The sequence below is a fragment of the Bradyrhizobium sp. CIAT3101 genome (genome assembly GCF_029714945.1).
Taxonomy (GTDB): domain Bacteria; phylum Pseudomonadota; class Alphaproteobacteria; order Rhizobiales; family Xanthobacteraceae; genus Bradyrhizobium.
Window position 1 is genome coordinate 470593 of the sequence record NZ_CP121634.1, and the last position, 24863, is coordinate 495455.

Sequence of the window (24863 nt, forward strand, 5' to 3'; positions counted from 1 at the left end):
CCCTAGCTTAATCTCGGGAGCGGCTGCAATTGAACAGCGATGGCGCGAGACGCGGCGCCGCAATGACGCTGTTCACGTTCAGGGAGAAATTCCATGCTGAGGATATTGGGTCCGCGGACAGGCGCGTTGCGCTTGCTCGGGCTTGCGGCCATTGCCACGTTGATGCTGTCGGGCGGGGCTGCGCGTCGCGCTGAAGCGATGACGCCGATCAATCCGACCGCGCTGCCGCTGCCGAAAGCTGCAAGCGGCGACATGATGATCCAGGTCCGCCACGGTGGTGGCGGCGGCGGTGGACATGGCGGTGGCGGACATGGCGGAGGCTTTCACGGCGGCGGTGGTTTCCACGGCGGCGGAGGCCATTTCGGTGGTTTCCATGGTGGTGGTTTCCACGGCGGTGGCTTCCGCGCCGCGCCCGCCTTCCATGGCGGCGGCATCCATTATGGTGGCTATCATCGTCACTGGGGCGGCGGCTATTATCGCCCGCACTACGGCTATCGCCATTTCCACCGCCGCTACTACGGCGGCTACTATCCCGCCTACCACTATCCGCGCCGCTGCCGGATCGTCTGGACCTATTACGGCCCGCGCCGCATCTGCCGCTGGCACCATTGGCATCGCTGGCACTATCCGTACCGCTATTGGTGAGTGCGGAAATGAAAAGGGCGCCCCAGCGGCGCCCTTTGTTCATCGAGCTGCCTGGAGCTAGTCCTTCAGCCTCCACGACGTGGATTTCCACGGCATCAAATTCTCGACCTTCCACCGCTTGAACATCGCTGGTGGCCAATGGCTGAGCCGTGATGTCTCCTCGACCTCGGGCTTGGCGACGATGCGTAGCGGCGCTGCGCGCCGCCGGTGCTGGCGGGTCGCATCGCTGATCAGATCGACATATTCGGGCTTGTTGGCCATGAGGTGTCCCCGCGAAATCGTCGCGAGGACACAATGTGGGTGACGCGGATTAACGACCGTTTGCCGCGATCACTACAATTGCAGGGAGTGGCTCAGCGCCAATCCCGGACGTCGACGAAGTGACCGGCGATCGCCGCTGCCGCCGCCATTGCCGGCGACACCAGATGGGTGCGGCCCTTGAAGCCCTGGCGTCCCTCGAAATTGCGGTTCGAGGTCGAGGCGCAACGCTCTTCCGGAGCCAGCTTGTCGGGGTTCATCGCGAGGCACATCGAGCAGCCCGGCTCGCGCCATTCGAAGCCGGCCTTGATGAAGATCTTGTCCAGACCTTCAGCTTCGGCCTGCTCCTTCACGAGACCGGAGCCCGGCACGACCATGGCGTTGACGTGACCAGAGACATGCTTGCCTTCCGCGATCTTGGCGGCAGCGCGCAGATCCTCGATGCGGCCGTTGGTGCAGGAGCCGATGAAGATGCGGTCGAGCTTGATGTCGGTGATCTTCGTTCCCGCCGTCAGGCCCATGTATTTCAGCGCGCGATGCTTGGAGAGGCGCTTGGCTTCGTCCGCGATCTGGTCGGGATCCGGCACCATGCCGGTCACCGAGATGACGTCCTCAGGCGATGTGCCCCAGGTCACGATCGGCGGCAGCTTTGCGGCGTCGAGGCGCAGCTCGTTGTCGAAATGTGCGCCCTCGTCGGAACGCAGCTTCTCCCAGTAGCGCATCGCCGCATCCCAGTCCGCGCCCTTCGGTGACTTCGGGCGGCCACGCAGGAAGTCATAGGCTTTCTGGTCGGGCGCAACGAGGCCGGCGCGGGCGCCGCCTTCGATCGACATGTTGCAGACCGTCATGCGGCCTTCCATCGACAGCGCGCTGATCGCGTCGCCGGCGTATTCCAGCACGTAGCCGGTGCCGCCGGCGGTGCCGATCTCGCCGATGATGGCCAGGATGATGTCCTTGCCCGTCACGCCGTCCGGCAATTTGCCGTCGACGGTGACGCGCATGTTCTTCGCCTTCTTCTGGATCAGCGTCTGCGTGGCCAGCACGTGCTCGACCTCGCTAGTGCCGATGCCGTGTGCGAGCGCGCCGAACGCACCATGCGTCGAGGTGTGGCTGTCACCGCAGACGATGGTGGTGCCAGGCAGGGTAAAGCCCTGCTCGGGGCCGATGACGTGGACGACGCCCTGGCGCTTGTCGAACTCGTTGTAATATTCGATGCCGAATTCCTTGGCATTGTCGGCCAGCGCCTTGATCTGCTCGATGCTCTCCGGATCGGGATTCGGCTTGGTGCGATCGGTGGTCGGCACGTTGTGGTCGACGACGGCGAGCGTCTTCTCGGGCGCACGGACCTTGCGGCCGGTGGCGCGCAGGCCTTCGAACGCCTGCGGCGAGGTCACCTCGTGCACCAGATGACGGTCGATGTAGAGCAGGCAGGTGCCGTCATCGGCTTCGTGCACCAGATGGTCGTTCCAGATCTTGTCGTACAATGTGGTCGGCTTGGACATGAGCTTCAGCTCCGAACAATGTGTGTCAGCGGATATGCGCGGTCACGCGCGGGGCAACAGGGCAGTCTTCAGCGCAGCCTTTAAGCTGCGGGACTAAGCTCTGACGTTGCCGAGGTCGCGAAGCGTCCGAAGAACCGGCCAGGCAGCCGCGAGCGATCGTCGATGACGATGCGCTGGGGAGCTACGAAGCTGGTCAGATCTGGAAACATTCCAAGAATATATAGCAGGCCGAGTTGGAAGCGCGAGAGCTTTGACACGCACGGCTGACGCAACAAAAAAGCGCGGGGTTTTGCCCCGCGCTCTCGAAAACTTGCCTGGTGGCGGGGCTTACTCGCCGACCGCGGTCTGGCGGTCCTGCTTCTCGACGATGCGGGCCGACTTGCCGCGAAGGTTGCGGAGGTAATAGAGCTTGGCGCGACGCACCTTGCCGCGGCGCACCACCTTGATCGAGTCGATCATCGGCGACATCACCGGGAACACGCGCTCCACGCCTTCACCGTAGGAGATCTTGCGAACGGTGAAGCTCTCGTTGAGGCCAGCGCCGGAACGGCCGATGCAAACGCCTTCATAGGCCTGCACGCGCGTGCGGTCGCCTTCGACGACCTTCACGTTGACGATCACGGTGTCGCCGGGACCGAATTCCGGAATGTCCTTGGTGGCGGAGAGCTTGTCGAATTGCTCTTTTTCAAGCTGTTGGATCAGGTTCATGGGTAAATCTCCATCGGCGCGCCCAGCCTTGGAAACGGGGGCTGCGCGAAATTCGTTTATCCAGCCATTGCGGATGTGGGCGCTCCTATAAGGCAAGCCGGAGCGTTTGTCACCCGTCTGTCTTGTTTTTTGGCGTTTTTTGGCGCCTCGGCCGATTCGGGGCTTTCGGCGGGATTTGGGCCCATAAATCCGGCCGCCGGGCCTCTGTCAGGGCCTCCGATTGCGCCCGCCGCCAGGCGGCAACCTTGGCGTGGTCGCCCGAGGTCAGGATCTCCGGGATCGGAACCCCCTCGAACAGCTGCGGGCGGGTATATTGGGGGTATTCGAGCAGGCCGTCGGAAAAACTCTCTTCGGTTCCCGAGGCTTCCTTGCCCATCACCCCCGGCAGCAGCCGGACGCAGGCGTCGATCAGGGCCAGGGCTGCGATTTCGCCTCCCGAGAGCACGTAATCGCCGATCGAGACCTCCTCGAGGGCGCGAGCGTCGATCACCCGCTGGTCGATCCCCTCGAACCGCCCGCAGACGATCAGGGGGCCGGGGCCCCGGGCGAGTTCGGCAACGCGTGCCTGGGTCAATGGCCGACCCCGGGGACTCATCAGCAGCTTTGGCCGGGCTTTTGACGGATCTTGGCCGGTTCCAGCGGCATCGATCGCCGCCGCGAGAACGTCGGCGCGCAGCACCATGCCCGGGCCGCCGCCGGCGGGGGTGTCGTCGACGCTGCGGTGGCGGTCGGTGGCGGAAGCCCGGATGTCCCGCGCCTCGATCTCCCAGAGGCCGGAGGCCAGCGCCCGGCCGGCCAGGCTCACGCCGAGCGGCCCCGGAAACATCTCCGGAAACAGCGTCAGCACCGTCGCGCGCCAGGGGGAGGGATTGCTCATGGCCGCTGGTTAGGGCATTGCGGCCGGGAGGTCGAGGCCCCGTCGGCCTCAGTTCTTGCGGCCGTATTCGACGAGCTCGAAGGTGTTGTTGAGCAGCAAATGGCCGTTGGCCCGCGAGGCAAGGGAACGCTTCACCCAGTGGTCGATGGCCGGCGCGTACCAGACCACGGTGGTGATGTCGTTCTTCCGCGTCGGGTCGTTGGTCGGCCGTCGCAGATACGTCGCTTCGATCTTGTAGGTCTCGAACGTGCCGGCCTTGGTCGTGACGGTCTCCTGACCGACCACCTTCGAACGGCCCGAGCGCTTCCAGATGTAGCCTTTGGCGTTGTTGACGTCGTCGGCGGAGAAACTCCAGCTGTCGCCAACCTTCAGCGGCGTATGGATGCCGCTGCCGTCGCCGGGCTGATATTTCCATTCGCCCGATGTCTTCACGTTCCACGATCGATCGAAGACGATCATGCCCTCGGTTTCCTTGCCTTGGGTCGTGACGCGGATGCTGATCTCGCTCGGCGAGACCTCGGTGACGAGGTGCGTGCGGACTGCAGTGATCTTTCCACTGATCTCATCGCGCAACTCAAAGGTCCAGAAGTCGCCCTGGAGCGGCTCCTCCATGGCCGTCACCGGCTTTGCCGCGGCAGGCGCCGACGGAGTCGCGGTCGCATCGTCAGCGGCCCAGGCTGATGTGCTTGCAACAAGCAGGCAGGCAATCGCCATCATCGATTTGCGAAGCATCGTAACGTCCCCCACCATGTCTCTGTTCGCAGCCTGATCGACTAGCGGCGCCCGTACTCGACCAGCTCGGCCATGCTGCGGTCGCGGACGCGGCCGTCGGACCGGCTGACACTGGCGCGCTTCACCCAGTGATTGATCGACGGCGCGTACCAGATCTGCTGCTCGGACAGATATTTCTTGGTGGTATCGTTGGCATTGCGAGACTCGATCGCGATTTCGATCTTGTAGGTCTCGAACGTTCCGGCGCGGGTGGTGAGGCTCTCCTGAGCCGTCACCTTCGCCGTGCCCGTCCGCTTCAGGCTTATGCCGTTGGAGCTGTTGAAGTCGGTGGCCTTCACCGGCCAGCTCTTGCCGACCGCGAGTGGAGCGCGGATGCCCATGCCGTCATTGGGCGTCGATCGCCAGATGCCGTTGGTGATCATGTCCCAGGCGCGATCGTAGCTCTGAAAACCGAGGTCGGATTTGCCGAGAACAGCAAGCCTGATGCCGATCTCCGTCGGCGAGATGTCGGTGATGGTGTGCGTGATCGTCGATTTGAGATCACCCGTGATCTCGTCGCGCACCTCATAGGTCCAGTGATCGCCGATTTCCGGCTCTTCCATCGTCTCTTGCGATGACGTGGCCTGGGCCGCCGGCGCGGGTGGCTGGGCGGCAGTCTGGGCTTTTGCGGCCCCCGCAAACGCGAGCAGGCCAATCGTTGCCAGAAGACAGCGGCGCAGCATGATTATCTCCGGATGTCAGGAATCGCTGGGTTGGAAGGTGCAACCCAAGCGTGAACCAGCCGGATGCCAAACGCAAGCCCCGCTGCGGAGAATGGTCAGCGTGCCGTTACAGTGCCGTCATGACGACGATTTCGGATCGTCGCCCTCGATCACCTCGGGCAGCTCGATCACGACGCGGCCGCCGTCGAGATCGACCTCGGGCACCACTGCGTTGGTGAACGGCAGCAGCATCGTCGGGCCCTTGAGGGGCGCGATCTCGATGATGTCGCCGGCACCGAAATTATGGATCGCGAGCACGCGGCCGAGCCCATCGCCTGCCGTGGTGACGGCGGCGAGCCCGATCAGATCGGCGTGGTAATATTCGTCCTCGTCGGTCGCGGGCAGTTTTTCGCGCGCGACGTGGAGTTCGATTCCGTTGAGGCGCTCGGCCTCATCGCGGGTCGTGACGCCCTTGAAGGTCGCGACCAGATGGTCCTTGGCTTCGCGGACCTGCGCCAGTTCGAACTGGCGCTTGCCGTCCTTGGAGAGCAGCGGACCGTAGCGCTTCACGGCAAAGGGATCTTCGGTGAAGGTCCACAATTTGACCGCGCCGCGCACGCCATGCGCGGCGCCGATCCGCGCGACGCAGATCAGCGCCGACATGGATGAGCCTTAGCCCTTCGCTGCGGCTTCGGCCTGCGCCTTGCGCTCCTTGCGCGGCACGGCCTTCTCGGGGTTGTTGCGCGCTTCGCGCTTCTTGACGCCGGCGGCATCGAGGAAGCGGGACACGCGGTCCGACGGCTGCGCGCCCTTGGCGAGCCAGGCCTTCACCTTGTCCATGTCGAGCTTCAGGCGGGTCTCGTTGTCCTTCGGCAGCAGCGGGTTGAAATAGCCGAGACGCTCGATGAAGCGGCCATCGCGGGGAAAGCGCGAGTCGGCGACGACGACGTGATAGACGGGGCGCTTCTTGGTGCCTGCGCGGGCGAGGCGGATAACGACGGACATTCAGTTCTCCTTCAAAGTACGTTTTGTTCGGTTGATTGGTATTTTCGCGCCGCGCGAGACTTGCGTCCTTCGCGACGAATTCCTCATTTCTTCTTGCCTGGAAAACCGCCGAGGCCCGGCAGCGTCGGCTTGCCGCTCAGCCCGGTCAGTCCAGGAACGTTCGGCAGACCGGTGCGAAGACCGGCCGGCAAATCCTTCGGCAGGCTGGGCAGACCCTGTCCGCCGCCACTCTGCATCTTCTCCTGCAGCGCCTTCATCTCGTCCGGAGACGGCATCTTCATGCCGCCGCCGAAGCCCATCGCCTGCGCGATGCCGGCGAGCGGGCCGCGCTTGCCAGAGCCCATGGCCTTCATCACGTCGGCCATGTTCCGGTGCATCTTCAGCAGCTTGTTGACCTGCTCGACGCTCTGGCCGCTTCCTGCAGCGATACGCTTCTTGCGGCTGGCCTTGAGCAGGTCGGGATGACGGCGCTCGTCGCGCGTCATGGAATCGATCACCGCGACCTGGCGCTTCAAAATCTTGTCGTCGATGCCGGCGGCCGCGATCTGGTTCTTCATCTTGGCGATGCCGGGCATCATGCCCATCAGGCCGCTGATGCCGCCCATATTCGCCATCTGCAGCAGCTGCTCGCGCATGTCGTTGAGGTCGAACTGACCCTTGCGCATGCGCTCGGCAGTGCGCGCCGCCTTCTCCGCGTCGATATTGGCGGCGGCGCGTTCGACCAGCGAAACGACGTCGCCCATGCCGAGGATGCGGCCGGCGATACGATCGGGATGGAAATCTTCCAGCGCATCGGTCTTTTCACCGGTGCCGATCAGCTTGATCGGCTTGCCGGTGACCGCGCGCATCGACAGCGCAGCGCCGCCACGGCCGTCGCCGTCGACGCGCGTCAGCACGATGCCGGTGAGGCCGACGCGCTGATCGAACGACCGCGCGAGATTCACGGCGTCCTGGCCGGTGAGGCTATCCGCGACCAGCAGCACTTCATGCGGGTTGGCAGCCACTTTGATCGCGGCCGCTTCCGCCATCATCTCTTCGTCGAGCGTGGTGCGGCCGGCGGTGTCGAGCAGCACGATGTCGTAACCGCCGAGCTTGCCGGCCTCGAGTGCGCGCTTGGCGATCTGCGGCGGCTGCTGGCCGACGACGATCGGCAGCGTCGGAATGTCGAGATCGCGGCCGAGCACCGCGAGCTGCTCCATCGCCGCCGGGCGATAGACGTCGAGCGAGGCCATCAGCACCTTGCGCTTGTCGCGCTGGACCAGGCGGCGGGCGAGCTTTGCGGTGGTGGTCGTCTTACCGGAGCCTTGCAGGCCGACCATCATGATCGGCACCGGCGGCACGGAGTTGACGTCGATGGTCTGGCTTTCGGCGCCGAGCGTGTTGATCAGCTCGTCATGGACGATCTTGACCACCATCTGGCCGGGGGTCACCGACTTGACGACGGTGGCGCCGATCGCCTGCTCGCGGACGCGTTCGGTGAAGCTGCGCACGACCTCGAGCGCGACGTCGGCCTCGAGCAGCGCGCGGCGCACCTCGCGCATCGCGGCGTCGACGTCCTTTTCGGTCAGCGCACCGCGCCCCGTCAGACGATCGAGAATGCCACCAAGCCGTTCCGACAGATTGTCGAACAATGCAATTGTCCCTTGTCATGCCCGCCGGAAAGGCGATCTTCCAAACACCTTTACGCCCGAGGGCGCACAGCGCTGTCGGGCGTTGACCTCTGGCCTCCGGGGCCAGGCGGCGGGTCGAAAAGAAAGCCTTTCCGAGAAAGTGGGCGGGTTAAACGCCGCTCACGCCCGAAAGTCAAGGAAAGTTAGGGGGCTGGAGGCCCGTTGCCAGGGCAAGATACTGAAAACGTGATCGTTTTGGGGGCGGGTTCCTTTTCCTGCGGCCCCGCCCATATAGGCGGAGATGTCTTACCGCCCCGACCATCCCTGAAGTCCGACCCGTGCAGATCACCCGCCGCCGCCTCTTTGGACTGCTCGCAGGCGGGGCCGCGCTGGTCGGAATCCCGTCCTTTTGGATCGCCCGCATGAAAAATTATGACGGCCCTGTCTCCGATCATTTCGACGGCCTGCACTTCTTCGATCCGAACGGCGCGCCGCCGAGATCGCTCGGAGAGGTGTTCCGCTGGCAGTTCGGCGGGCGGCGGAAGCGCGAGGCCTGGCCGGATTGGGTGCCTAATTCTCATGCCGACACGCCGCCGGCGGGCGTCGACGGCGACAAGGTGCGGCTCTCCTTCGTCGGCCACGCCAGCTGGCTGATCCAGACCGGTGGCCTCAACATTCTCGTCGATCCCGTCTGGTCCTCGCGGGTCTCGCCGGTGGGGTGGGCCGGGCCGAAACGGCACAACGATCCCGGCATCGCTTTCGAGAAGCTGCCGAAGATCGACGTCGTGCTGGTCTCGCACGGGCACTACGATCATCTGGACATCACGACACTGTCGCGGCTCGCGAAGAATTTTGCGCCGCGCGTCGTCACCCCGCTCGGCAATGACGTGACGATGCGGAGCGCCGACTCCGCCATCAAGGCCGAGGCGCGCGACTGGCACGACCGCGTCGAGCTCGGCGGCGGCATCGCCGTAACGCTGGTGCCGACCCGGCACTGGACGGCACGCGGCATGTTCGACCGCAACAAGGCGCTGTGGGCGAGCTTCGTGCTGGAGACGCCGGCGGGGAAAATCTACGTGGTCTGCGATTCCGGCTATGGCGATGGCGGACATTTCCGCCGCGTCGCCGAGAAGCACGGGCCGCTGCGCCTGGCGATCCTGCCCATCGGCGCCTACGAGCCGCGCTGGTTCATGCGCGACCAACACATGAATCCGGAAGACGCCGTGAAAGCGATGGATGATTGCGGTGCGCAACAGGCGCTCGGGCATCATCACGGCACGTTCCAGCTGACCGATGAGGCGATCGATGCGCCGGCCAAGGCGCTGGTGGAAGCGCTCGACGCCGCAAAGATTCCGCAGGAGCGGTTCGTCGCGATGAAGCCGGGGCAGGTGGTGGAGATTTAGCAGAGATTGAGCTTCATTCTCCGCTGTCGTCCCGGACAAGCGAAGCGCAGATCCGGGACCCATACGCCGCAGCAGCGGTTTGGCGAAGATAGGCAATGATCGTCTTGCGCAACAACAACAGCTGCGGCGTATGGGTCCCGGCCTTCGCCGGGACGACACCGTTGCTGTTGTGCGCAGCGTGCCCTTTACGGCCTACTGCTCTTTCGGCTTGATCGCCCAGCTCACATTCACCGTCACCGACAGTGTTTCCTCACCCGGCGCGACGGCCGAGGGCGCGGCCATCGGGGCTGCGGCCATGCGGCCCTTGAACAGCGGCATCGGAGCGCCGCCTTCGGAGACGCTGAGCGGTGCGCCCAGCGTGACGCCGGTGGCCCTGGCATAGATCTCGGCCTTGCGGCGGGCATCGGCCACGGCTCGTTCGCGGGCATCGTCGAGCAGTTTCGAGGCCTGCGTCACCTCGAACGAGATGTTGCCGATGTCATTGGCGCCGGCACCGACCAGCGTGTCGATGATGCCGGCGACCTTGGTCACGTCGCGAATTTTCACGGTGACGCGGTTCGAGGCGCGGAAGCCGACGACCGGCGAGGCGCCTGTCGATTTGTTCTGGCCGTATTGCGGCTGCAGCGACAGCCGCGAGGTCTGATAATCCTTCTCGTCGATCCCCGCGCCTTTCAGCGCCAGCAGCACCTTGCCCATCGCGGCGTTGTTGGCGTCGGACGCTTCCTTCGCCGACTTGGCATCGTTGGCGACGCCGGCATCGATCTGCGCGAGGTCGGGCGCGACGGAGACCGTCGCCTCGCCACTGACGGTGATGGCGGATGGAAAATCGTCGGCGCGTGCGGGCGCGGCCAGCAGCGTGGCGGCGAGAAGGGCGGCGAGGGCAGCGGGCTTTTTCATCGGTCTCACTTCAGCGGTACGAACACATTGATCACGAGCTTGTCCTCGGCCGTCTTCAGGGGATCGGTGAGGTATTCCTCGATGAACGTGTCCTTGGCTTCCAGCTTCTTGTCGTCGAGGTGATTGGTGATCGCCTCATAGGTGTTGTCCATGTTGTCGTAGGAGCCGCGATGGACGAATTTCAGCGCCTTGCCCTCCGGCGATTTGCCGATGCTCATGTCCTTGGTCAGGTTCTTGGGATCCTGCTCGATCGGGATCTCGGCAAGGAAGGTGAAACCGGTGTCGTCGGTCGAGGTGTAGACGATCATCGAATTGCCCGCGTGCTTGATGCCCTGCTTGTCGAGCAGCGCGTTCAGCGCCTTGAAGGCGTCGACCAGGGTGTCGAAGGCCGAGTCCCAATTGGCAGTGCCCTTGACCATCACGACCTTCTTGGCCTCGAGCGTGGTCTCCAGGCCAAAGGGATCGGCGGTCTGCACCGGGGCGGGGGTGGCGGCCGCGGCGGGCGGCGGGGTTGCCGGGCTCGGCGAGGCGCTGGCCGCCGGCGATGGGGCCGGCGCGGGGGTTGCGGCGGGGGCCGGCGTGGCACTTGCGGCCGGGGAGGGCGTGGCAGATGGCGCCGGCGAGGGACTGGCCGACGCGGCGGGTGCCGGGCTCGGGGTCTGGGCGTGAGCGCCGGACAGACCCAGCGATAATGCTGCTGCCGGGATCAGCGCGGCCAGAGCGATGCGACGAAAACCATTCATTTTATTCTCCCCAGACCTTGCCCACCAAGGCCTTAACCCGGCCGTACATCCCGGCTCGCGCGAACCGCGCCGTTCTAACACGCAAGCGCCGAATTCGTCCCATGACAGATGCGTCATGGCAGGCGCCCTGGGTCTCGACGGCAAAACACTGGCCAAGCCGGCAAGGATCGCCATATAAGGCAGGCGAAATTCAGGAATTTTCATGAGCGCGCTGGCCAACCACGCATTTGCCAAGATGAACGGCATCGGCAACGAGATCGTCGTTGTCGACATGCGCGATTCCGCAGGGAAGGTCACGCCGGACGACGCCCGCGCGGTGGCCTCCGCGGACGGTGGCGTCCCCTATGACCAGCTCATGGTGCTGCAGAAGCCTCGGCTCGACGGCACTGAAGCCTTCATCAGCATCTACAACAATGACGGCTCCGAAGCCGGTGCCTGCGGCAACGGCATGCGCTGCGTGGTTCGCCGCATTTTCGAGAAGAGCGGACAGGCCACGGCGACCTTCGAGACGGCGGCCGGCCTGCTCAATGCCTGGCAGGGCCCGGCGTCAGACCTCTACACCGTCGATATGGGCGCGCCGAAGTTCGGCTGGCAGGACATTCCGCTGGCGGAAGAGTTTCGCGACACCCGCTACATCGAATTGCAGATCGGGCCGATCGACAAGCCGATCCTGCATTCGCCGTCCGTGGTCAGCATGGGTAATCCGCACGCGATCTTCTGGGTCGACGACGTCAACGCCTATGATCTCGAGCGCTTTGGTCCGCTCCTGGAAAATCATCCGATCTTTCCCGAGCGCGCCAACATCACGCTGGCTCATATCGTCGATCGCGAGCACATCACGATGCGTACCTGGGAGCGCGGTGCGGGTCTCACCCGGGCCTGCGGCTCGGCGGCCTGTGCGACCGCGGTTGCGGCCGCACGCCTGAAGCGCACCGAACGCAAGGTCGAGATGACGCTGCCGGGCGGCAAGCTCGGCATCGAATGGCGCGAGCGCGACGACCACGTGCTGATGACGGGCACCGCGACCTTCGAATTTGAAGGCAATTTCGATCCGGCGCTGTTCGCGCCGGCCGGGTAATGGCTGTCGAGGTCGTCACTTTCGGCTGCCGCCTCAATGCTTTCGAGGCCGAGGTGATCCGCCGCGAAGCGGAGGGCGCCGGTCTTTCCGATACCATCGTCATCAACAGCTGCGCCGTCACCAACGAGGCGGTGGCGCAGGCGCGGCAGTCGATCCGCAAGTTGAAACGCGAACGGCCCGGTGCGCGCATCGTCGTCACCGGCTGCGCGGCGCAGACGCAAAGCGATATGTTCGCCGAGATGGCCGAGGTCGACCGCGTCGTCGGCAATGACGACAAGATGCGCGGTGAAGCCTGGCGCGCGGCGCGGGATGCCTTCGATCTCGGCGCCAGCGAGAAGATCGCGGTCAGCGACATCATGGCTGTCAGGGAAATGGCGCCGCATCTGATCGACGGTTTTGCGAGCCGCCTGCCGCGGGTGTTCGTGCAGGTGCAGAACGGCTGCGACCATCGCTGCACCTTCTGCATCATTCCCTATGGCCGCGGCAATTCGCGCTCGGTGCCGATGGGCGCGGTGGTCGATCAGGTGCGGGCGCTGGTGGAGCGCGGCCATGCCGAGATCGTGCTGACCGGCGTCGATCTCACCAGCTACGGCGCCGATCTGCCGGGCGCACCAAAGCTCGGCATGCTGACCAGGCAGATCCTGCGGCATGTGCCGGAGCTGAAGCGGCTGCGCATCTCCTCGATCGATTCGATCGAGGCCGACATCGATCTGTTGGATGCCATCGCCGACGATGCGCGGCTGATGCCGCATCTGCATCTGTCGCTGCAGTCCGGCGACGACATGATTCTGAAGCGCATGAAGCGGCGGCATTTGCGGCAGGATGCGATTGCGTTCTGCAATCAGGTGCGCCGGCTGCGCCCTGACATCGTTTTCGGTGCCGACATCATCGCGGGCTTTCCGACCGAGACCGAGGAGATGTTCTCGCGCTCGCTCGATTTGGTCGAGGAATGCGGCCTGACATTCCTGCATGTTTTCCCCTATTCGCCACGTCCCGGCACGCCGGCCGCACGGATGCCGCAGGTCGCGGGCGGTGCGATCAAGGCGCGCGCGAAGCGGCTGCGCGCAGCGGGCGAGGCCGCGTTACGGCAGCGGCTGCAAGCCGAGATCGGCGCGACGCGCGACGTGCTGACCGAGAGCGAGGAGCAGGGGCGCACCGAGCATTATCTGCCGGTGGCGATTGCGGGCGAGCGCGTCGGCAGCGTCGTGCCGCTCAGGATCGCCGGCTCCGATGGCGAGCGGCTCACGATATAGCTACGACGCCCGTACCTGCCAGAACCGCAGCGTGCGTCGTGCATTCTCCGGCGACATGCGGGCGAAATTGCTCTGCGCTCTCGCAACATCCGCCGGCTTCATGGCGCCTGTCGCAAAGCGGCTTTCGAGCACGGCGGCGGTGGTTTCCCAGCTCAGTTGCGCCGCCTTGCACGGCACCAGCAGGCCATCTTCGCGCAGGCTCTGCATCAGCGGACGAATCACCTCGACGGTCGATCCTGACAAGGCTGCGAGAGCCGCCACGGCCTCCTCGTAGCGTCGGTGTCTTGCAAAGCCGAGCAGCGTCGCCTCGTTGAGCTGACCGGATGCCTTGAGACTGGCAATCGCCCGCTTGGCGCCTTCGAAATCGCGGACGCCGGACATCTCGCGTTCGACGCCAACCGTGACGGCGGCAATCGCACTCTGGATCTCGTCGAACAGATCGGGCGGCGCGCGCGACAGCAGCCGGGTGCGAACCGTATCCGTCGCGGAACGCAGCAATTGGCGGCGCAGGTCCGACGGCAGGTCGACGCGGACGCCGACGCTCACCGCGAGCTCGGGATCGCTCTCGGCCTGCCCGACGACGACGGCAAATCCCTTGCCGGACATGCGCGCGCCGGGATTGGCGGCGAGACGCCGGCTGACGCTGGGATAGCGGCGCGCCAGCAGCGCGTCGGTGACGATTTCCTTCAGCCACCAGCGGCCGGCGACCGCGAGCAGATGCGTTTCGCCCTTGGATGATGCGATCCTCACCAGCTCGCCGTCGTCGAGGCGTGCGGATTCCTGCAGCACCGGACCGGCGATACGGATCTCGTCATTGTTGGCGAGGCGGCGGATGACGGAGGGCGGGGCCTGCGCGACCGGCGCGAGCTGGGCGCTGATCTCGGCGAGCGCGACGCGTGCACCCATGTCGGCGATGGCGCGCAGCTCGATGGTGCCGATCAGGCGTTCGAGCACGTCGTCGAACAGCGCGACCTGCTCGTCGTCAAAACTTCCGGCGGAGGACAGGAACAGGTCGGTGACGCGCCGGGCCGTTTCGAGGCCCTTTTCCGGGGAGCCCAGTCGAATGGCGGATTCGACCTCGTCGACAATCGATAGCTCGGCCTTGGACATGACGCGTTGCTCGTCCTGAGCGGATGGGAAGCTTGTTCTAAGCAACCGCTATCATTAGAGACGAGCACTGAACGTTTCGTAAACCATGGCTTGGTAGCCGAGCACTCCTCCTCATCCTGAGGAGCCCGCAAAGCGGGCGTCTCGAAGGATAGAGGCCCGGCTGCAACAGCGGGGCTCTCATGGTTTGAGACGCGCGTTCCGCGCTCCTCACCATGAGGGACTGACAGGGTTATTCCCCGTTCCAGCCGCAGGCGCGCAGCTTCTCGTGCATGTGGGGCGGGGCCGGCGCGACCACGCGGACCGGGTCCTTGTTCCGGGAGATCGGCACCACGATCTCGCGGGAATGCAGGTGCAGCTTCGGCTCGCCGAAACGCGGACCGTTGCCGTAAATGTTATCGCCGAATATCGGCCAGCCGGTCGCTGACGAATGCACCCGCAATTGATGGGTCCGGCCGGTCACCGGTTCCATGGCGAGCCAGGTGAAACCGTCGCCCCGGCCCATCACCTTCCAATTGGTGACGGCCTTCTGCCCCTCCGGATCAGGCTTCTGCCACCAGCCGCGCTCGGCGTTGAGCCGGCCGAGCGGCATGTCGACGGTGCCTTCGTCCTCGGCAGGGCCACCCTCGACCACGGTCCAGTAGGTCTTGCCGATCTTGCCATGCTTGAACAGCAGGCCGAGCGAGGCGGTCGCCTTGCGATGGCGGCCGAGCACCAGGCAGCCGGAGGTGTCCTTGTCCAGCCGGTGGGCCAGCACCGGCGGCCGCGGCAGGCCGAAACAGAGCGCGTTGAAGGAGTCCTCCAGATTGGCGCCGCCCTTGGGACCGCGATGCACCGGCAGGCCGGCCGGCTTGTCGATGATCAGCATCAGCCCGTCGCGGTGGAGCACGCGCGCCAAAATCTCGTCGGCGGTCAATTCGGGAACATCGAGCAATTGCAGGACCTTTGGACAAGACTTTCGTTTAGGGGCGGGAACGGCTAACACACCCCCGCCATGAACGATACCACGTCAGATCCCCCCAAGCTGAGCTGGTGGCGCCGCCTGTCCAACGGGCTGAAGCGCACCTCGTCCTCGCTCGGGACCGCGGTCGCCGACCTCGTCACCAAGCGCAAGCTCGACCGCGCCATGCTCGACGACATCGAGGACGTGCTGCTGCGCGCCGACCTCGGCACCTCGGTCGCGGTGCGGATCGCGGACGCTGTCGGCACCGGGCGCTACGACAAGGCGATCTCGGCCGACGAGGTCAAGGACGTGGTCGCGACCGAGGTCGAGAAGGTGCTGGCGCCGGTCGCAAAACCGCTCGAGATCGATGCGGCCAGGAAGCCGTTCGTGATCCTCGTGGTCGGCGTCAATGGCTCCGGCAAGACCACCACCATCGGAAAGCTCTCGCAGAAATTCGCATCCGAAGGCCGCAAAGTGATGCTGGCTGCCGGCGACACGTTTCGCGCAGCCGCGATCGAGCAGCTCAAGGTCTGGGGCGAGCGCACCAAGACCCCGGTCATTGCCGGCGCGCAGGGCTCGGACTCGGCGAGCCTCGCCTTCAATGCGCTGACGGCGGCGAAAGAGCAGGCCGTCGATGTGCTCCTGATCGACACCGCCGGCCGCTTGCAGAACAAGGCCGAACTGATGAACGAGCTCGAGAAGGTCGTGCGCGTCATCCGCAAGGTGGACGACACTGCGCCGCATGCCGTGCTGCTGGTGCTGGACGCAACCGTCGGCCAGAATGCGCTGTCGCAGGTCGAGGCCTTCCATCGCACTGCAGGGGTGACGGGCCTCGTGATGACCAAGCTCGACGGCACCGCCCGCGGCGGCATTCTGGTGGCGCTTGCGGAAAAATTCAAACTGCCGGTGCATTTCATCGGCGTCGGCGAAGGCGTCGACGATCTCGCGCCGTTCACCGCGCGCGATTTCGCCCGCGCGATCGCCGGAATCGAAAGCTAGAGAATGGACAAGACCCAGCCGCATCCGCTGTTCAAGCTTGCGACCGAGCTCGGTCCGCTGCTCGTGTTCTTCTTCGTCAATGCGAAGTTCAATCTGTTCGCCGCGACCGGCGCCTTCATGGTCGCGATCGTGGCGGCGATGGTCGCCTCCTACGTGGTGACGCGCCACATCCCGATCATGGCGATCGTGACCGGCGTGATCGTGCTGGTGTTCGGCACGCTGACGCTGGTGCTGCACGACGAGACCTTCATCAAGGTCAAGCCGACCATCATCTACGGGCTGTTTGCCGCGATCCTCGGCGGCGGGCTGTTGTTCGGCCGCTCCTTCATCGCCGTGATGTTCGACCAGATGTTCAATCTGACGCCGCAGGGCTGGCGTATCCTGACGCTGCGCTGGGCGCTGTTCTTCGCCGGCATGGCAGTGCTGAACGAGATCGTCTGGCGCACCCAGAGCACGGACTTCTGGGTGAACTTCAAGGTGTTCGGCGTCACGCCCATCACCATGATCTTCGCCATCGCCCAGATGCCGCTGACCAAGCGCTACGGCGTCGAGCCGGTCTCGCTGGAGACCAGCGAGGCCGAGGCGGGAGATGTGCGGAAGGGGTGAGGGTCTTTCGCGAGCGAAGGCGCGCAACCCACCCTCATCTGTCATCGCCCGACTTGATCGGGCGATCCAGTATTCCAGAGACAACAGTGAGATACGGAGAGGCCGCGGCGTACTGGATGCCCCGGTCAAGCCGGGGCATGACTGCGGTGTGTGTGGCCGAGTGCCTCGCGCACGAGAGCTGCATCAGCTCCCCGCCTTCAACGCCTTCACCATCTGCGGCAGCAGCACCGCCCTGTAATTCTCCGGCGTGATCGGGCCGACCAGCTTGTAGACGATGGTACCCTCGGGGCCGACGACGAAGGTCTCCGGCACGCCATAGACGCCCCACTCGATCGAGGCACGGCCGTTGGCGTCGGTGCCGACGCGGTCGAACGGGTTGCCGTAGCGGCCGAGGAAACGCCGCGCGTTGTCGGGCGCATCCTTGTAATTGATGCCGACCATCTGAAAGCGCTTGTCGCCGGCGAGCTCGGTCAGCAGCGGCGCTTCGTCGTGACAGGGCACGCACCACGACGCCCAGACATTGACGAGGCTGACCTTGCCCTTGAACGCGGCGGGATCGAGCCCGGGCACCTGCGCGCCGCCGGCCTGCAATCCCTCGAGCGGCGGCAGCGTGGTCTGCGGCGCGGGCCGGCCGATCAGCGCGGACGGAATGCGCGAAGGATCGCCGCTGCCGAGCCGGAACCAGAACAGCACGGCAAGGGCGATGAAGGCGAGCAGCGGCAGCACCATCAGAAAGGTGCGGCGCTGCGGCGGTGCCGAGGTCGATTGCTCGCTCATGTCGTCGTTCTTGGTGTGTCCGTCGCGCTGCGGCCCGAGCGGCGGGTGACGCCGCTGCGGTCGAGCGCGCGCAAACGCTGCGTCTGGTTGCGATAGTCGATGATGACCCAGCCGATCAGGATCGCAACGACGATGGCTGCGGCCGCATAGGATGTCACGATGAAGGACGCGTAGGGACCAAGCGACATCGTCATGCAGCTCCCTCTGACGCGTTTCCTTGACGCGAACCGGGGCTCAACTCGCTTGAAAACGCGACGCGGCTCGCCTGCATCATCTGCAGCGAGCGGACACGGCGTCGCAGAATCTCGTTGCGCATCGCAGCCAGGTGAAGCGTGACGAACAGCAGCGTGAATGCGATCGCCATCACGAGAAGCGGAATCAGGAACGATTTGTCGAGCGTCGAGCCGCCCATGCGCATCACCGAGGCCGGTTGATGCAGCGTATTCCACCAATCGACCGAGAATTTGATGATCGGCAGATTGATCGCGCCGACCAGCGTCAGCACGGCGGCCGCACGTGCCGCGCGCGAGGGATCTTCCACCGCGCGCCACAGCGCCATCAGGCCGAGATACATCAGAAAGAGAATCAGCACCGACGTCAGCCGCGCATCCCATTCCCAATAGGTGCCCCACATGGGGCGGCCCCACAGCGAGCCCGTGAGCAGCGCCAGGAAGGTGAAGGCTGCGCCGATGGGAGCTGCGGCTTTCGCGGCGACGTCGGCGAGCGGATGCCGCCAAACCAATGTTCCCAGTGAAGCCACGCTCATCACGCCCCAGACGAACATCGACAGCCACGCATTGGGCACGTGGATGAACATGATCTTCACGGTCGCGCCCTGCTGATAATCGTCGGGCGCGTACGCCGATTGATAGAGGCCGATCGCGAGCAGGATGACGGTCGCGGCCGCGAGCCACGGCAGCACCCGCGCTGAGAGCGCGAGGAACCTGGTGGGATTGGCGAGGTCGATCAGCGTCATGGTAATCTGATAATCACAGGTCGGCGCTCACGCAATCAGCACGAATGCGCGTAGCGAAAGTTGATCGGGGTCAAGGCAGCCGAACTCATTCAGTCCAGTCCATGTTTCAGGCTCGCCGCCGCCGCAAACGGGCCGATCACGAGGCTGACCAGCGACAGTGCGCAGAGGATCGAGAACGGCGCGCCGAACGTCATGGGGCCGACGATCGCGGCCTGCGAGGCCGCAACCCCGAAGATCAGGACCGGAATCGACAACGGCAGCACCAGCACGGCCATCAAGAGGCCGCCGCGATGCAGGGTCACCGCCAGCGCCGCGCCGATCATGCCGGTAAAGGTCAGCGCCGGCGTGCCCGCTAGCAGCGTCAGCGCCACTGCACCGGTCGCGACCATGTCGAGGTTGAGCAAGAGGCCCAGCACCGGGGTTGCGACAATCAGCGGCAGGCCGGCCGCCAGCCAATGCGCCAGCGCCTTGGCCGCGCAGGCCAGTTCCAGAGGCGTCCGGCTCATCGTGATCAGGTCGAGCGAGCCGTCCTCGTGGTCGGCCATGAACAGCCGGTCCAGCGTCAGCAGGCTCGCCAGCAGTGCCCCGAGCCACAGGATCGCCGGTCCCAGCCGCGACAACAGCGCCAGGTCCGGCCCCACCGCGAACGGCATCAGCACCACCACGGTCAGGAAGAACAGCACGCCGATCAGCGCCCCGCCGCCAACGCGGAGCGCGATCCGGATGTCGCGGCGAATGAGGGCGGCGAGGGCGGTCATGGGGTGGCCCCCCTAAGGTCGTGCGCCGGCCGCGGGCACACTGTGCTCCCTCCCCCCTTGTGGGTGTTCAGACCGGGGAGAAGGTGGACAGGTGTTCGGAGACATCGTGGACACTTTCGACAGCTCAGTAAGGAGGCTGTCGGATGCCGTTCCACGAGGTGTCCCGGATGGACGCGAGATCGGAGTTTGTCGTGCTGGCCTCGGACGAGGGAGCCAATGTTCGGCAGTTGTGCCGTCGGTTCGGCATCAGCCCGACGACCGGCTACAAGTGGCTGGAGCGTTGGCGAGCGGCCGGGATGAGCGGGCTTCAAGAGCAGTCGCGGCGGCCACAGACGTCGCCGGCACGCAGTGCTGCGGCGATCGAGGAGGCCGTGCTTGCGCTTCGAGCCGAGCATCCGGCCTGGGGCGGGCGGAAGATCGCCAGGCGGCTGAAGGATCTGGGGCAGGAAGCCGTTCCGTCGCCCTCGACGGTGACGGCAATCCTGAAGCGTCATGGGGTGGAACTGGGCAAGTTTGGTGGCGGCTCGCCCACCTTCACTCGCTTCGAGCGGTCGCGGTCGAACGAGTTGTGGCAGATGGACTTCAAGGGCCACGTGGCCATGCACACCGGCCGGCTTCATCCATTGACCGTGCTCGACGATCATTCGCGCTTTTCGGTGACACTGGCGGCGTGCGCCGACCAGCAGACCGAGACGGTCAGGCAGCACCTCATCGCGGCCTTCCGCCGCTATGGCCTGCCCGAGAGGATGATCACCGACAACGGTTCGCCCTGGGGCGACGGTCCGGGCAGCCCGTTTACCCCGCTTGGCGTCTGGTTGATCGAGCATGGCGTCAAGATCAGCCATTCCCGGCCCTATCATCCGCAGACCATGGGCAAGGACGAGCGCTTCCACCGCAGCCTCAAGGCCGAAGTGTTGTCGGCTCCTGCCTTCGCCGATATCGCTGCCGCTCAGCGGGCTTTCGAGCGATGGCGTACCGTCTATAACACGCAACGGCCGCACGAAGCGCTCCAGCTCGCAGTGCCGGCCAGCCGCTATCAACCGAGCCCGCGCGATTATGTCGAGACGATCGCGCCCTTCGAATACGCACCAAACGACGCTGTGCGCCGGGTTCAGCAGAGCGGTCACGTCAGCTTCCGCGGTCGCAATCTCAAAGTCCCGAAGGCCTTCCGCGGCAAAGACATCGCATTCCGGCCAACCATGGAGGATGGCGTCTTCGACGTCCTCTTCAGAACCCAGACGATTGCAACCGCCGACATCCGACCTCTCGACGGACGGCTCGAAAGTGTCCACGATGTCTCCGAACACCTGTCCACCTTCTCCCCGGTCTGAACAGTGGGGGAGGGTCGGGGAGGGGGGTAGCCCCGGGAGAGATGTTTTTGAGAAGCGGGCCGCCAACAACCGGGCGCCTGCGTCGGCAACGCTAGAACCGAAATGCCTTGCCGTGCGGCACCCCCTCCCTGACCCTCCCCCGCATCCGCCTTCGCCCGAAGGCGGGCTTCGGCGGACGAGAGGGGGGAGGGAACGGAGAGAGTTCGGCCGGGCCGCTTGGAAAGCTGAGGGTCGGGCTGCCTCATGCCGTCACCCCGATCCGCAGCTCCCGCGATTCGATGCCGAGCGGCCCATGCGTTGCGGCAATAATCATCCCGCCGCGGGCGAGATGGTCTCGCATCAACCCGCCGAACATGTCCTGGCCGGCGGCATCCAGCGCATTGGTCGGTTCGTCCAGCAGCCAGACCGGGCGGCGGACCGTCAGCAGCCGGGCCAGCGACAGCCGGCGGCGCTGTCCGGCCGACAGGAAGGCCGCGGGCAGATGGGTGGCGTGGTCGAGGCCGACGGTGGCGAGGCTTTGAGTGGCGTCGCCGCGCTCGCCGCCTAGAAAATCAGCCCAGAATGACAGATTTTCAGCCACGCTCAGCGCGGGCTTGAGGGCATCGCGGTGGCCGAGATAGTGGCATTGCTCGGGCAGCGTCATGTCGGCGTCGCCCCCGTCCAGTACGATTGTGCCGCCGGCCGGAATGAGCAGGCCGGCAATCAGCCGCAGCAGCGAGGTTTTGCCCGATCCGTTGCGCCCCGTCACCGCCACGGCTTCGCCGGAGACCGCCTCGAAATCGAGCCCCGAAAACACCTCGCGGCCGCCCCGCACGCAAGTCACCCCGCGTCCGGACAGCTGCATCTGGCCTGGTCTCAACCCGCTCAAGCCATGCCTCAGGAAACCTTGGGGTAGCGCATCAGAATTTGTGGCTCGCGACTTGCTCGGTACTGTTGTGGCTGTGGCGGCGCGGTTAGAAAGCTTCTATAAGCCCGGAACTACTTGATGCAGCAACTCAACCTGCCCCTGCAAGCGACCCAGCCGGATTCGCTGACGGTGTTAAAATACCCCCTGCCGGGTATAACTAACAATTGGGATTTCCTACATGACCTCGCTCGACAGCTTCAAATGCAAAAAGACCCTCAAGGTCGGCGCCAAGACCTATGTGTATTACAGCCTGCCCACGGCCGAGAAGAATGGTCTGAAGGGAATTTCGAAACTTCCCTATTCGATGAAGGTCCTGCTCGAGAACCTCCTCCGCAATGAGGACGGCCGCTCGGTCAAGAAAGAGGACATCGTCGCGGTCTCGAAGTGGCTGCGCAAGAAGTCGCTGGAGCATGAGATCGCATTCCGCCCGGCGCGCGTGTTGATGCAGGATTTCACCGGCGTGCCGGCTGTGGTCGATCTCGCCGCGATGCGCAACGCGATGCAGAAGCTCGGCGGCGATGCCGAGAAGATCAATCCGCTGGTCCCCGTCGATCTCGTCATCGACCACTCCGTGATCGTGAACTTCTTCGGTGACAACAAGGCTTTCGGCAAGAACGTCGCCGAGGAGTACAAGCAGAACCAGGAGCGCTACGAGTTCCTGAAGTGGGGCCAGAAGGCGTTCTCGAACTTCTCAGTCGTGCCGCCCGGCACCGGCATCTGCCACCAGGTCAATCTCGAATATCTCTCCCAGACGGTGTGGACCAAGAAGGAGAAGATGACGGTCGGCAAGAAGACCGGCACCTTCGAGGTCGCCTATCCCGACTCGCTCGTCGGCACCGACTCCCACACCACCATGGTCAACGGTCTCGCCGTGCTCGGCTGGGGCGTCGGCGGCATCGAGGCGGAAGCCTGCATGCTCGGCCAGCCGCTGTCGATGCTGCTGCCCAACGTCGTCGGCTTCAAGCTGAAGGGCGCGATGAAGGAAGGCGTCACCGCGACCGACCTCGTGCTGACCGTCACGCAGATGCTGCGCAAGCTCGGCGTGGTCGGCAAGTTCGTCGAGTTCTTCGGCCCCGGCCTCGACAATCTCTCCGTCGCCGACAAGGCGACCATCGCCAACATGGCGCCGGAATATGGTGCGACCTGCGGCTTCTTCCCGGTCGACGCTGCCGCGATCGATTACCTCAAGACCTCCGGCCGCGCCGCACCGCGCGTCGCGCTGGTGCAGGCCTATGCGAAGGCACAAGGGCTCTTCCGCACCGCCAAGTCGGCTGATCCGGTGTTCACGGAAACGCTGACGCTCGATCTCGCCGACGTCGTGCCGTCGATGGCCGGTCCGAAGCGTCCCGAAGGCCGCATCGCGCTGCCGTCGGTCGCCGAAGGCTTTTCGCTCGCGCTCGGCACCGAGTACAAGAAGGCGGAGGAGCCCAACAAGCGCTTTGCCGTCGAGGGCAAGAACTACGAGATCGGCCATGGCGACGTCGTGATCGCCGCCATCACCTCCTGCACCAACACCTCGAACCCGAGCGTGCTGATCGGCGCCGGCCTCCTGGCGCGCAACGCCGCCGCCAAGGGCCTGAAGGCAAAGCCGTGGGTGAAGACTTCGCTGGCTCCGGGCAGCCAGGTGGTCGCGGGCTATCTCGCCGATTCCGGCCTGCAGGCAGATCTCGACAAGGTCGGCTTCAACCTGGTCGGCTTCGGCTGCACCACCTGCATCGGCAATTCCGGCCCGCTGCCGGAAGAGATCTCGAAGTCGATCAACGACAACGGCATCGTCGCCGCCGCCGTGCTCTCCGGTAACCGCAACTTCGAAGGCCGCGTCTCGCCGGACGTGCAGGCGAACTATCTGGCCTCGCCGCCGCTGGTCGTCGCACACGCGCTCGCCGGCAGCGTCACCAAGAACCTTGCCGTCGAGCCGCTCGGCGAAGGCAAGGACGGCAAGCCGGTGTACCTCAAGGACATCTGGCCGACGACGAAGGAGATCAACGCTTTCATGAAGAAGTTCGTGACCGCGTCGATCTTCAAGAAGAAGTATGCCGACGTGTTCAAGGGCGACACCAACTGGCGCAAGATCAAGACGGTCGAGAGCGAGACCTATCGCTGGAACATGTCGTCGACCTATGTGCAGAACCCGCCCTATTTCGACGGCATGAAGAAGGAGCCGGAGCCCGTCACCGATATCGTCGAGGCGCGCATCCTCGCCATGTTCGGCGACAAGATCACCACCGACCACATCTCGCCGGCCGGTTCGATCAAGCTCACCTCGCCTGCTGGCAAATATCTCAGCGAGCACCAGGTGCGTCCCGCCGACTTCAACCAGTACGGCACGCGTCGCGGCAACCATGAAGTCATGATGCGCGGCACCTTCGCCAACATCCGCATCAAGAACTTCATGCTGAAGGGCGCGGATGGAAACATTCCGGAAGGCGGTCTCACCAAGCACTGGCCCGACGGCGAGCAGATGTCGATCTACGACGCCGCGATGAAGTACCAGCAGGAGCAGGTGCCGCTGGTGGTGTTCGCGGGCGCCGAATACGGCAACGGCTCGTCGCGCGACTGGGCCGCGAAGGGCACGCGTCTTCTCGGCGTTCGCGCCGTGATCTGCCAGAGCTTCGAGCGCATCCATCGCTCCAACCTGGTCGGCATGGGCGTGCTGCCGCTGACCTTCGAGGACGGCACCTCCTGGTCGTCGCTCGGCCTGAAGGGCGACGAGAAGGTCACGCTGCGTGGCCTGGTCGGCGACCTGAAGCCGCGCCAGAAGCTGACCGCGGAAATCGTCTCCGGCGACGGTTCGTTGCAGCGCGTTTCGCTGCTTTGCCGCATCGATACGCTGGACGAGCTCGATTACTACCGGAACGGCGGTATCCTGCACTATGTGCTGCGCAAGCTCGCGGCCTAAGCGCGAATTTGTGAACGGTGGCTCACCGCGACGTGAGTAGAAGGTTAAACGAAGGCGGCCTATCACAAGGCCGCCTTTGTACGTTTGCGGCATGTTTCAGATGGGCCCGCCCGGCGAACAGTTCGCATCGGACGGTTGAATGTGCCGC

Annotated in this window: 26 protein-coding genes; 8 read left to right on the forward strand and 18 right to left on the reverse strand. The window is 64.9% G+C overall.

Going from position 1 to position 24863, the window contains the following annotated elements:
- Positions 1 to 93 precede the first annotated feature (93 nt).
- Positions 94 to 645, forward strand: a complete 552-nt coding sequence (locus QA645_RS02110) for a hypothetical protein (protein WP_283047859.1) — start codon at positions 94 to 96, stop codon at positions 643 to 645.
- Between the two features lie 57 nt (positions 646 to 702).
- On the opposite strand, the gene QA645_RS02115 is transcribed toward QA645_RS02110, so the two are convergent.
- The 9 genes from QA645_RS02115 to ffh form a co-directional block, all read right to left on the reverse strand.
- Positions 703 to 906 (reverse strand): hypothetical protein, encoded by a 204-nt coding sequence (locus QA645_RS02115; protein ID WP_283047861.1) that lies wholly within the window; start codon positions 904 to 906, stop codon positions 703 to 705.
- 92 nt (positions 907 to 998) lie between these two features.
- The gene (gene leuC / locus QA645_RS02120) at positions 999 to 2405 is read right to left on the reverse strand and encodes a 3-isopropylmalate dehydratase large subunit (RefSeq protein ID WP_254191296.1); all 1407 of its coding nucleotides are present in this window, start codon (positions 2403 to 2405) and stop codon (positions 999 to 1001) included.
- Between the two features lie 327 nt (positions 2406 to 2732).
- Complete coding sequence (gene rplS, locus QA645_RS02125; protein ID WP_283047863.1) at positions 2733 to 3113, reverse strand: 50S ribosomal protein L19; 381 nt, start codon at positions 3111 to 3113, stop codon at positions 2733 to 2735.
- Positions 3114 to 3222: 109 nt separating this feature from the next.
- Positions 3223 to 3990 carry a tRNA (guanosine(37)-N1)-methyltransferase TrmD gene (gene trmD / locus QA645_RS02130; protein WP_283047865.1) on the reverse strand — a complete coding sequence of 256 codons (768 nt, stop codon included), beginning with the start codon at positions 3988 to 3990 and terminating at the stop codon, positions 3223 to 3225.
- Positions 3991 to 4038: 48 nt separating this feature from the next.
- Positions 4039 to 4722 (reverse strand): hypothetical protein, encoded by a 684-nt coding sequence (locus QA645_RS02135; RefSeq protein ID WP_283047866.1) that lies wholly within the window; start codon positions 4720 to 4722, stop codon positions 4039 to 4041.
- Between the two features lie 41 nt (positions 4723 to 4763).
- Complete coding sequence (locus tag QA645_RS02140; RefSeq protein WP_283047867.1) at positions 4764 to 5444, reverse strand: hypothetical protein; 681 nt, start codon at positions 5442 to 5444, stop codon at positions 4764 to 4766.
- A gap of 117 nt (positions 5445 to 5561) precedes the next feature.
- Positions 5562 to 6086 (reverse strand): ribosome maturation factor RimM, encoded by a 525-nt coding sequence (rimM, locus tag QA645_RS02145; RefSeq protein ID WP_283047868.1) that lies wholly within the window; start codon positions 6084 to 6086, stop codon positions 5562 to 5564.
- Positions 6087 to 6095: 9 nt separating this feature from the next.
- The gene (rpsP, locus tag QA645_RS02150) at positions 6096 to 6428 is read right to left on the reverse strand and encodes a 30S ribosomal protein S16 (protein WP_014438992.1); all 333 of its coding nucleotides are present in this window, start codon (positions 6426 to 6428) and stop codon (positions 6096 to 6098) included.
- A gap of 83 nt (positions 6429 to 6511) precedes the next feature.
- Positions 6512 to 8059, reverse strand: coding sequence for a signal recognition particle protein (gene ffh, locus QA645_RS02155; protein WP_283047874.1), 1548 nt, complete (start codon positions 8057 to 8059; stop codon positions 6512 to 6514).
- Between the two features lie 317 nt (positions 8060 to 8376).
- On the opposite strand from ffh, the gene QA645_RS02160 reads away from it, so the two are divergent.
- On the forward strand, positions 8377 to 9441 hold the full coding sequence (locus QA645_RS02160; RefSeq protein WP_283047876.1) for an MBL fold metallo-hydrolase: 1065 nt from the start codon (positions 8377 to 8379) through the stop codon (positions 9439 to 9441).
- Positions 9442 to 9633: 192 nt separating this feature from the next.
- On the opposite strand, the gene QA645_RS02165 is transcribed toward QA645_RS02160, so the two are convergent.
- A complete protein-coding gene (locus tag QA645_RS02165; RefSeq protein WP_283047878.1) occupies positions 9634 to 10338 on the reverse strand; it encodes an SIMPL domain-containing protein in 705 nt (234 codons plus the stop codon).
- Between the two features lie 5 nt (positions 10339 to 10343).
- Positions 10344 to 11081, reverse strand: coding sequence for a GyrI-like domain-containing protein (locus tag QA645_RS02170; protein ID WP_283047880.1), 738 nt, complete (start codon positions 11079 to 11081; stop codon positions 10344 to 10346).
- A gap of 202 nt (positions 11082 to 11283) precedes the next feature.
- Between QA645_RS02170 and dapF the strand changes: the two genes are divergently transcribed.
- Together dapF and mtaB are read left to right on the forward strand one after the other, a co-directional pair.
- Entirely contained in the window at positions 11284 to 12159 is an 876-nt protein-coding gene (gene dapF / locus QA645_RS02175; RefSeq protein ID WP_283047881.1) for a diaminopimelate epimerase, read from the forward strand.
- Positions 12159 to 13412, forward strand: coding sequence for a tRNA (N(6)-L-threonylcarbamoyladenosine(37)-C(2))-methylthiotransferase MtaB (gene mtaB / locus QA645_RS02180; RefSeq protein ID WP_283047882.1), 1254 nt, complete (start codon positions 12159 to 12161; stop codon positions 13410 to 13412). Before dapF ends, mtaB begins: the two co-directional genes overlap by 1 nt.
- Here the strand turns inward: mtaB and QA645_RS02185 are convergent, their stop codons facing one another.
- Both QA645_RS02185 and QA645_RS02190 read right to left on the reverse strand, forming a co-directional pair.
- On the reverse strand, positions 13413 to 14522 hold the full coding sequence (locus QA645_RS02185) for a DUF2336 domain-containing protein (protein WP_283047884.1): 1110 nt from the start codon (positions 14520 to 14522) through the stop codon (positions 13413 to 13415).
- Positions 14523 to 14751: 229 nt separating this feature from the next.
- Entirely contained in the window at positions 14752 to 15453 is a 702-nt protein-coding gene (locus QA645_RS02190; RefSeq protein ID WP_254191307.1) for an RNA pseudouridine synthase, read from the reverse strand.
- Positions 15454 to 15513: 60 nt separating this feature from the next.
- Here QA645_RS02190 and ftsY point away from each other — a divergent pair, with 60 nt between their 5' ends.
- Together ftsY and QA645_RS02200 are read left to right on the forward strand one after the other, a co-directional pair.
- Positions 15514 to 16461, forward strand: a complete 948-nt coding sequence (gene ftsY, locus QA645_RS02195; RefSeq protein ID WP_254127645.1) for a signal recognition particle-docking protein FtsY — start codon at positions 15514 to 15516, stop codon at positions 16459 to 16461.
- A gap of 3 nt (positions 16462 to 16464) precedes the next feature.
- On the forward strand, positions 16465 to 17067 hold the full coding sequence (locus QA645_RS02200; protein ID WP_254127646.1) for a septation protein A: 603 nt from the start codon (positions 16465 to 16467) through the stop codon (positions 17065 to 17067).
- A 183-nt stretch (positions 17068 to 17250) separates the two neighbouring features.
- On the opposite strand, the gene QA645_RS02205 is transcribed toward QA645_RS02200, so the two are convergent.
- The 4 genes from QA645_RS02205 to ccmB all read right to left on the reverse strand — a co-directional run bounded on the left by QA645_RS02205 (position 17251) and on the right by ccmB (position 19578).
- Positions 17251 to 17844: a DsbE family thiol:disulfide interchange protein gene (locus QA645_RS02205; protein WP_283047888.1), complete on the reverse strand. Its 594-nt coding sequence runs from the start codon at positions 17842 to 17844 to the stop codon at positions 17251 to 17253.
- Positions 17841 to 18038 carry a heme exporter protein CcmD gene (ccmD, locus tag QA645_RS02210; protein ID WP_283047890.1) on the reverse strand — a complete coding sequence of 66 codons (198 nt, stop codon included), beginning with the start codon at positions 18036 to 18038 and terminating at the stop codon, positions 17841 to 17843. The genes QA645_RS02205 and ccmD overlap by 4 nt, the downstream gene beginning before the upstream one ends.
- The gene (locus tag QA645_RS02215; RefSeq protein WP_254127649.1) at positions 18035 to 18820 is read right to left on the reverse strand and encodes a heme ABC transporter permease; all 786 of its coding nucleotides are present in this window, start codon (positions 18818 to 18820) and stop codon (positions 18035 to 18037) included. The genes ccmD and QA645_RS02215 overlap by 4 nt, the downstream gene beginning before the upstream one ends.
- An 89-nt stretch (positions 18821 to 18909) precedes the next feature.
- The gene (gene ccmB / locus QA645_RS02220; protein ID WP_128963386.1) at positions 18910 to 19578 is read right to left on the reverse strand and encodes a heme exporter protein CcmB; all 669 of its coding nucleotides are present in this window, start codon (positions 19576 to 19578) and stop codon (positions 18910 to 18912) included.
- 143 nt (positions 19579 to 19721) lie between these two features.
- Between ccmB and QA645_RS02225 the strand changes: the two genes are divergently transcribed.
- Entirely contained in the window at positions 19722 to 20909 is a 1188-nt protein-coding gene (locus QA645_RS02225; RefSeq protein WP_283046081.1) for an IS481 family transposase, read from the forward strand.
- Between the two features lie 241 nt (positions 20910 to 21150).
- On the opposite strand, the gene ccmA is transcribed toward QA645_RS02225, so the two are convergent.
- Positions 21151 to 21753: a heme ABC exporter ATP-binding protein CcmA gene (gene ccmA, locus QA645_RS02230; protein ID WP_283047897.1), complete on the reverse strand. Its 603-nt coding sequence runs from the start codon at positions 21751 to 21753 to the stop codon at positions 21151 to 21153.
- A 241-nt stretch (positions 21754 to 21994) separates the two neighbouring features.
- Here ccmA and acnA point away from each other — a divergent pair, with 241 nt between their 5' ends.
- Complete coding sequence (gene acnA, locus QA645_RS02235; protein WP_254127651.1) at positions 21995 to 24715, forward strand: aconitate hydratase AcnA; 2721 nt, start codon at positions 21995 to 21997, stop codon at positions 24713 to 24715.
- Positions 24716 to 24863: the final 148 nt, after the last annotated feature.

Bases quoted from the DNA above. Each gene is read 5' to 3' on its own strand.
- QA645_RS02110 (WP_283047859.1), top strand. From the start codon at position 94: ATGCTGAGGATATTGGGTCCGCGGACAGGCGCGTTGCGCTTGCTCGGG.
- QA645_RS02115 (WP_283047861.1), bottom strand. From the start codon at position 906: ATGGCCAACAAGCCCGAATATGTCGATCTGATCAGCGATGCGACCCGC.
- leuC (WP_254191296.1), bottom strand. From the start codon at position 2,405: ATGTCCAAGCCGACCACATTGTACGACAAGATCTGGAACGACCATCTG.
- rplS (WP_283047863.1), bottom strand. From the start codon at position 3,113: ATGAACCTGATCCAACAGCTTGAAAAAGAGCAATTCGACAAGCTCTCC.
- trmD (WP_283047865.1), bottom strand. From the start codon at position 3,990: ATGAGCAATCCCTCCCCCTGGCGCGCGACGGTGCTGACGCTGTTTCCG.
- QA645_RS02135 (WP_283047866.1), bottom strand. From the start codon at position 4,722: ATGCTTCGCAAATCGATGATGGCGATTGCCTGCCTGCTTGTTGCAAGC.
- QA645_RS02140 (WP_283047867.1), bottom strand. From the start codon at position 5,444: ATGCTGCGCCGCTGTCTTCTGGCAACGATTGGCCTGCTCGCGTTTGCG.
- rimM (WP_283047868.1), bottom strand. From the start codon at position 6,086: ATGTCGGCGCTGATCTGCGTCGCGCGGATCGGCGCCGCGCATGGCGTG.
- rpsP (WP_014438992.1), bottom strand. From the start codon at position 6,428: ATGTCCGTCGTTATCCGCCTCGCCCGCGCAGGCACCAAGAAGCGCCCC.
- QA645_RS02165 (WP_283047878.1), bottom strand. From the start codon at position 10,338: ATGAAAAAGCCCGCTGCCCTCGCCGCCCTTCTCGCCGCCACGCTGCTG.
- QA645_RS02170 (WP_283047880.1), bottom strand. From the start codon at position 11,081: ATGAATGGTTTTCGTCGCATCGCTCTGGCCGCGCTGATCCCGGCAGCA.
- dapF (WP_283047881.1), top strand. From the start codon at position 11,284: ATGAGCGCGCTGGCCAACCACGCATTTGCCAAGATGAACGGCATCGGC.
- mtaB (WP_283047882.1), top strand. From the start codon at position 12,159: ATGGCTGTCGAGGTCGTCACTTTCGGCTGCCGCCTCAATGCTTTCGAG.
- QA645_RS02185 (WP_283047884.1), bottom strand. From the start codon at position 14,522: ATGTCCAAGGCCGAGCTATCGATTGTCGACGAGGTCGAATCCGCCATT.
- ftsY (WP_254127645.1), top strand. From the start codon at position 15,514: ATGAACGATACCACGTCAGATCCCCCCAAGCTGAGCTGGTGGCGCCGC.
- QA645_RS02200 (WP_254127646.1), top strand. From the start codon at position 16,465: ATGGACAAGACCCAGCCGCATCCGCTGTTCAAGCTTGCGACCGAGCTC.
- QA645_RS02205 (WP_283047888.1), bottom strand. From the start codon at position 17,844: ATGAGCGAGCAATCGACCTCGGCACCGCCGCAGCGCCGCACCTTTCTG.
- ccmD (WP_283047890.1), bottom strand. From the start codon at position 18,038: ATGACGATGTCGCTTGGTCCCTACGCGTCCTTCATCGTGACATCCTAT.
- QA645_RS02215 (WP_254127649.1), bottom strand. From the start codon at position 18,820: ATGACGCTGATCGACCTCGCCAATCCCACCAGGTTCCTCGCGCTCTCA.
- ccmB (WP_128963386.1), bottom strand. From the start codon at position 19,578: ATGACCGCCCTCGCCGCCCTCATTCGCCGCGACATCCGGATCGCGCTC.
- QA645_RS02225 (WP_283046081.1), top strand. From the start codon at position 19,722: ATGCCGTTCCACGAGGTGTCCCGGATGGACGCGAGATCGGAGTTTGTC.
- ccmA (WP_283047897.1), bottom strand. From the start codon at position 21,753: ATGCAGCTGTCCGGACGCGGGGTGACTTGCGTGCGGGGCGGCCGCGAG.
- acnA (WP_254127651.1), top strand. From the start codon at position 21,995: ATGACCTCGCTCGACAGCTTCAAATGCAAAAAGACCCTCAAGGTCGGC.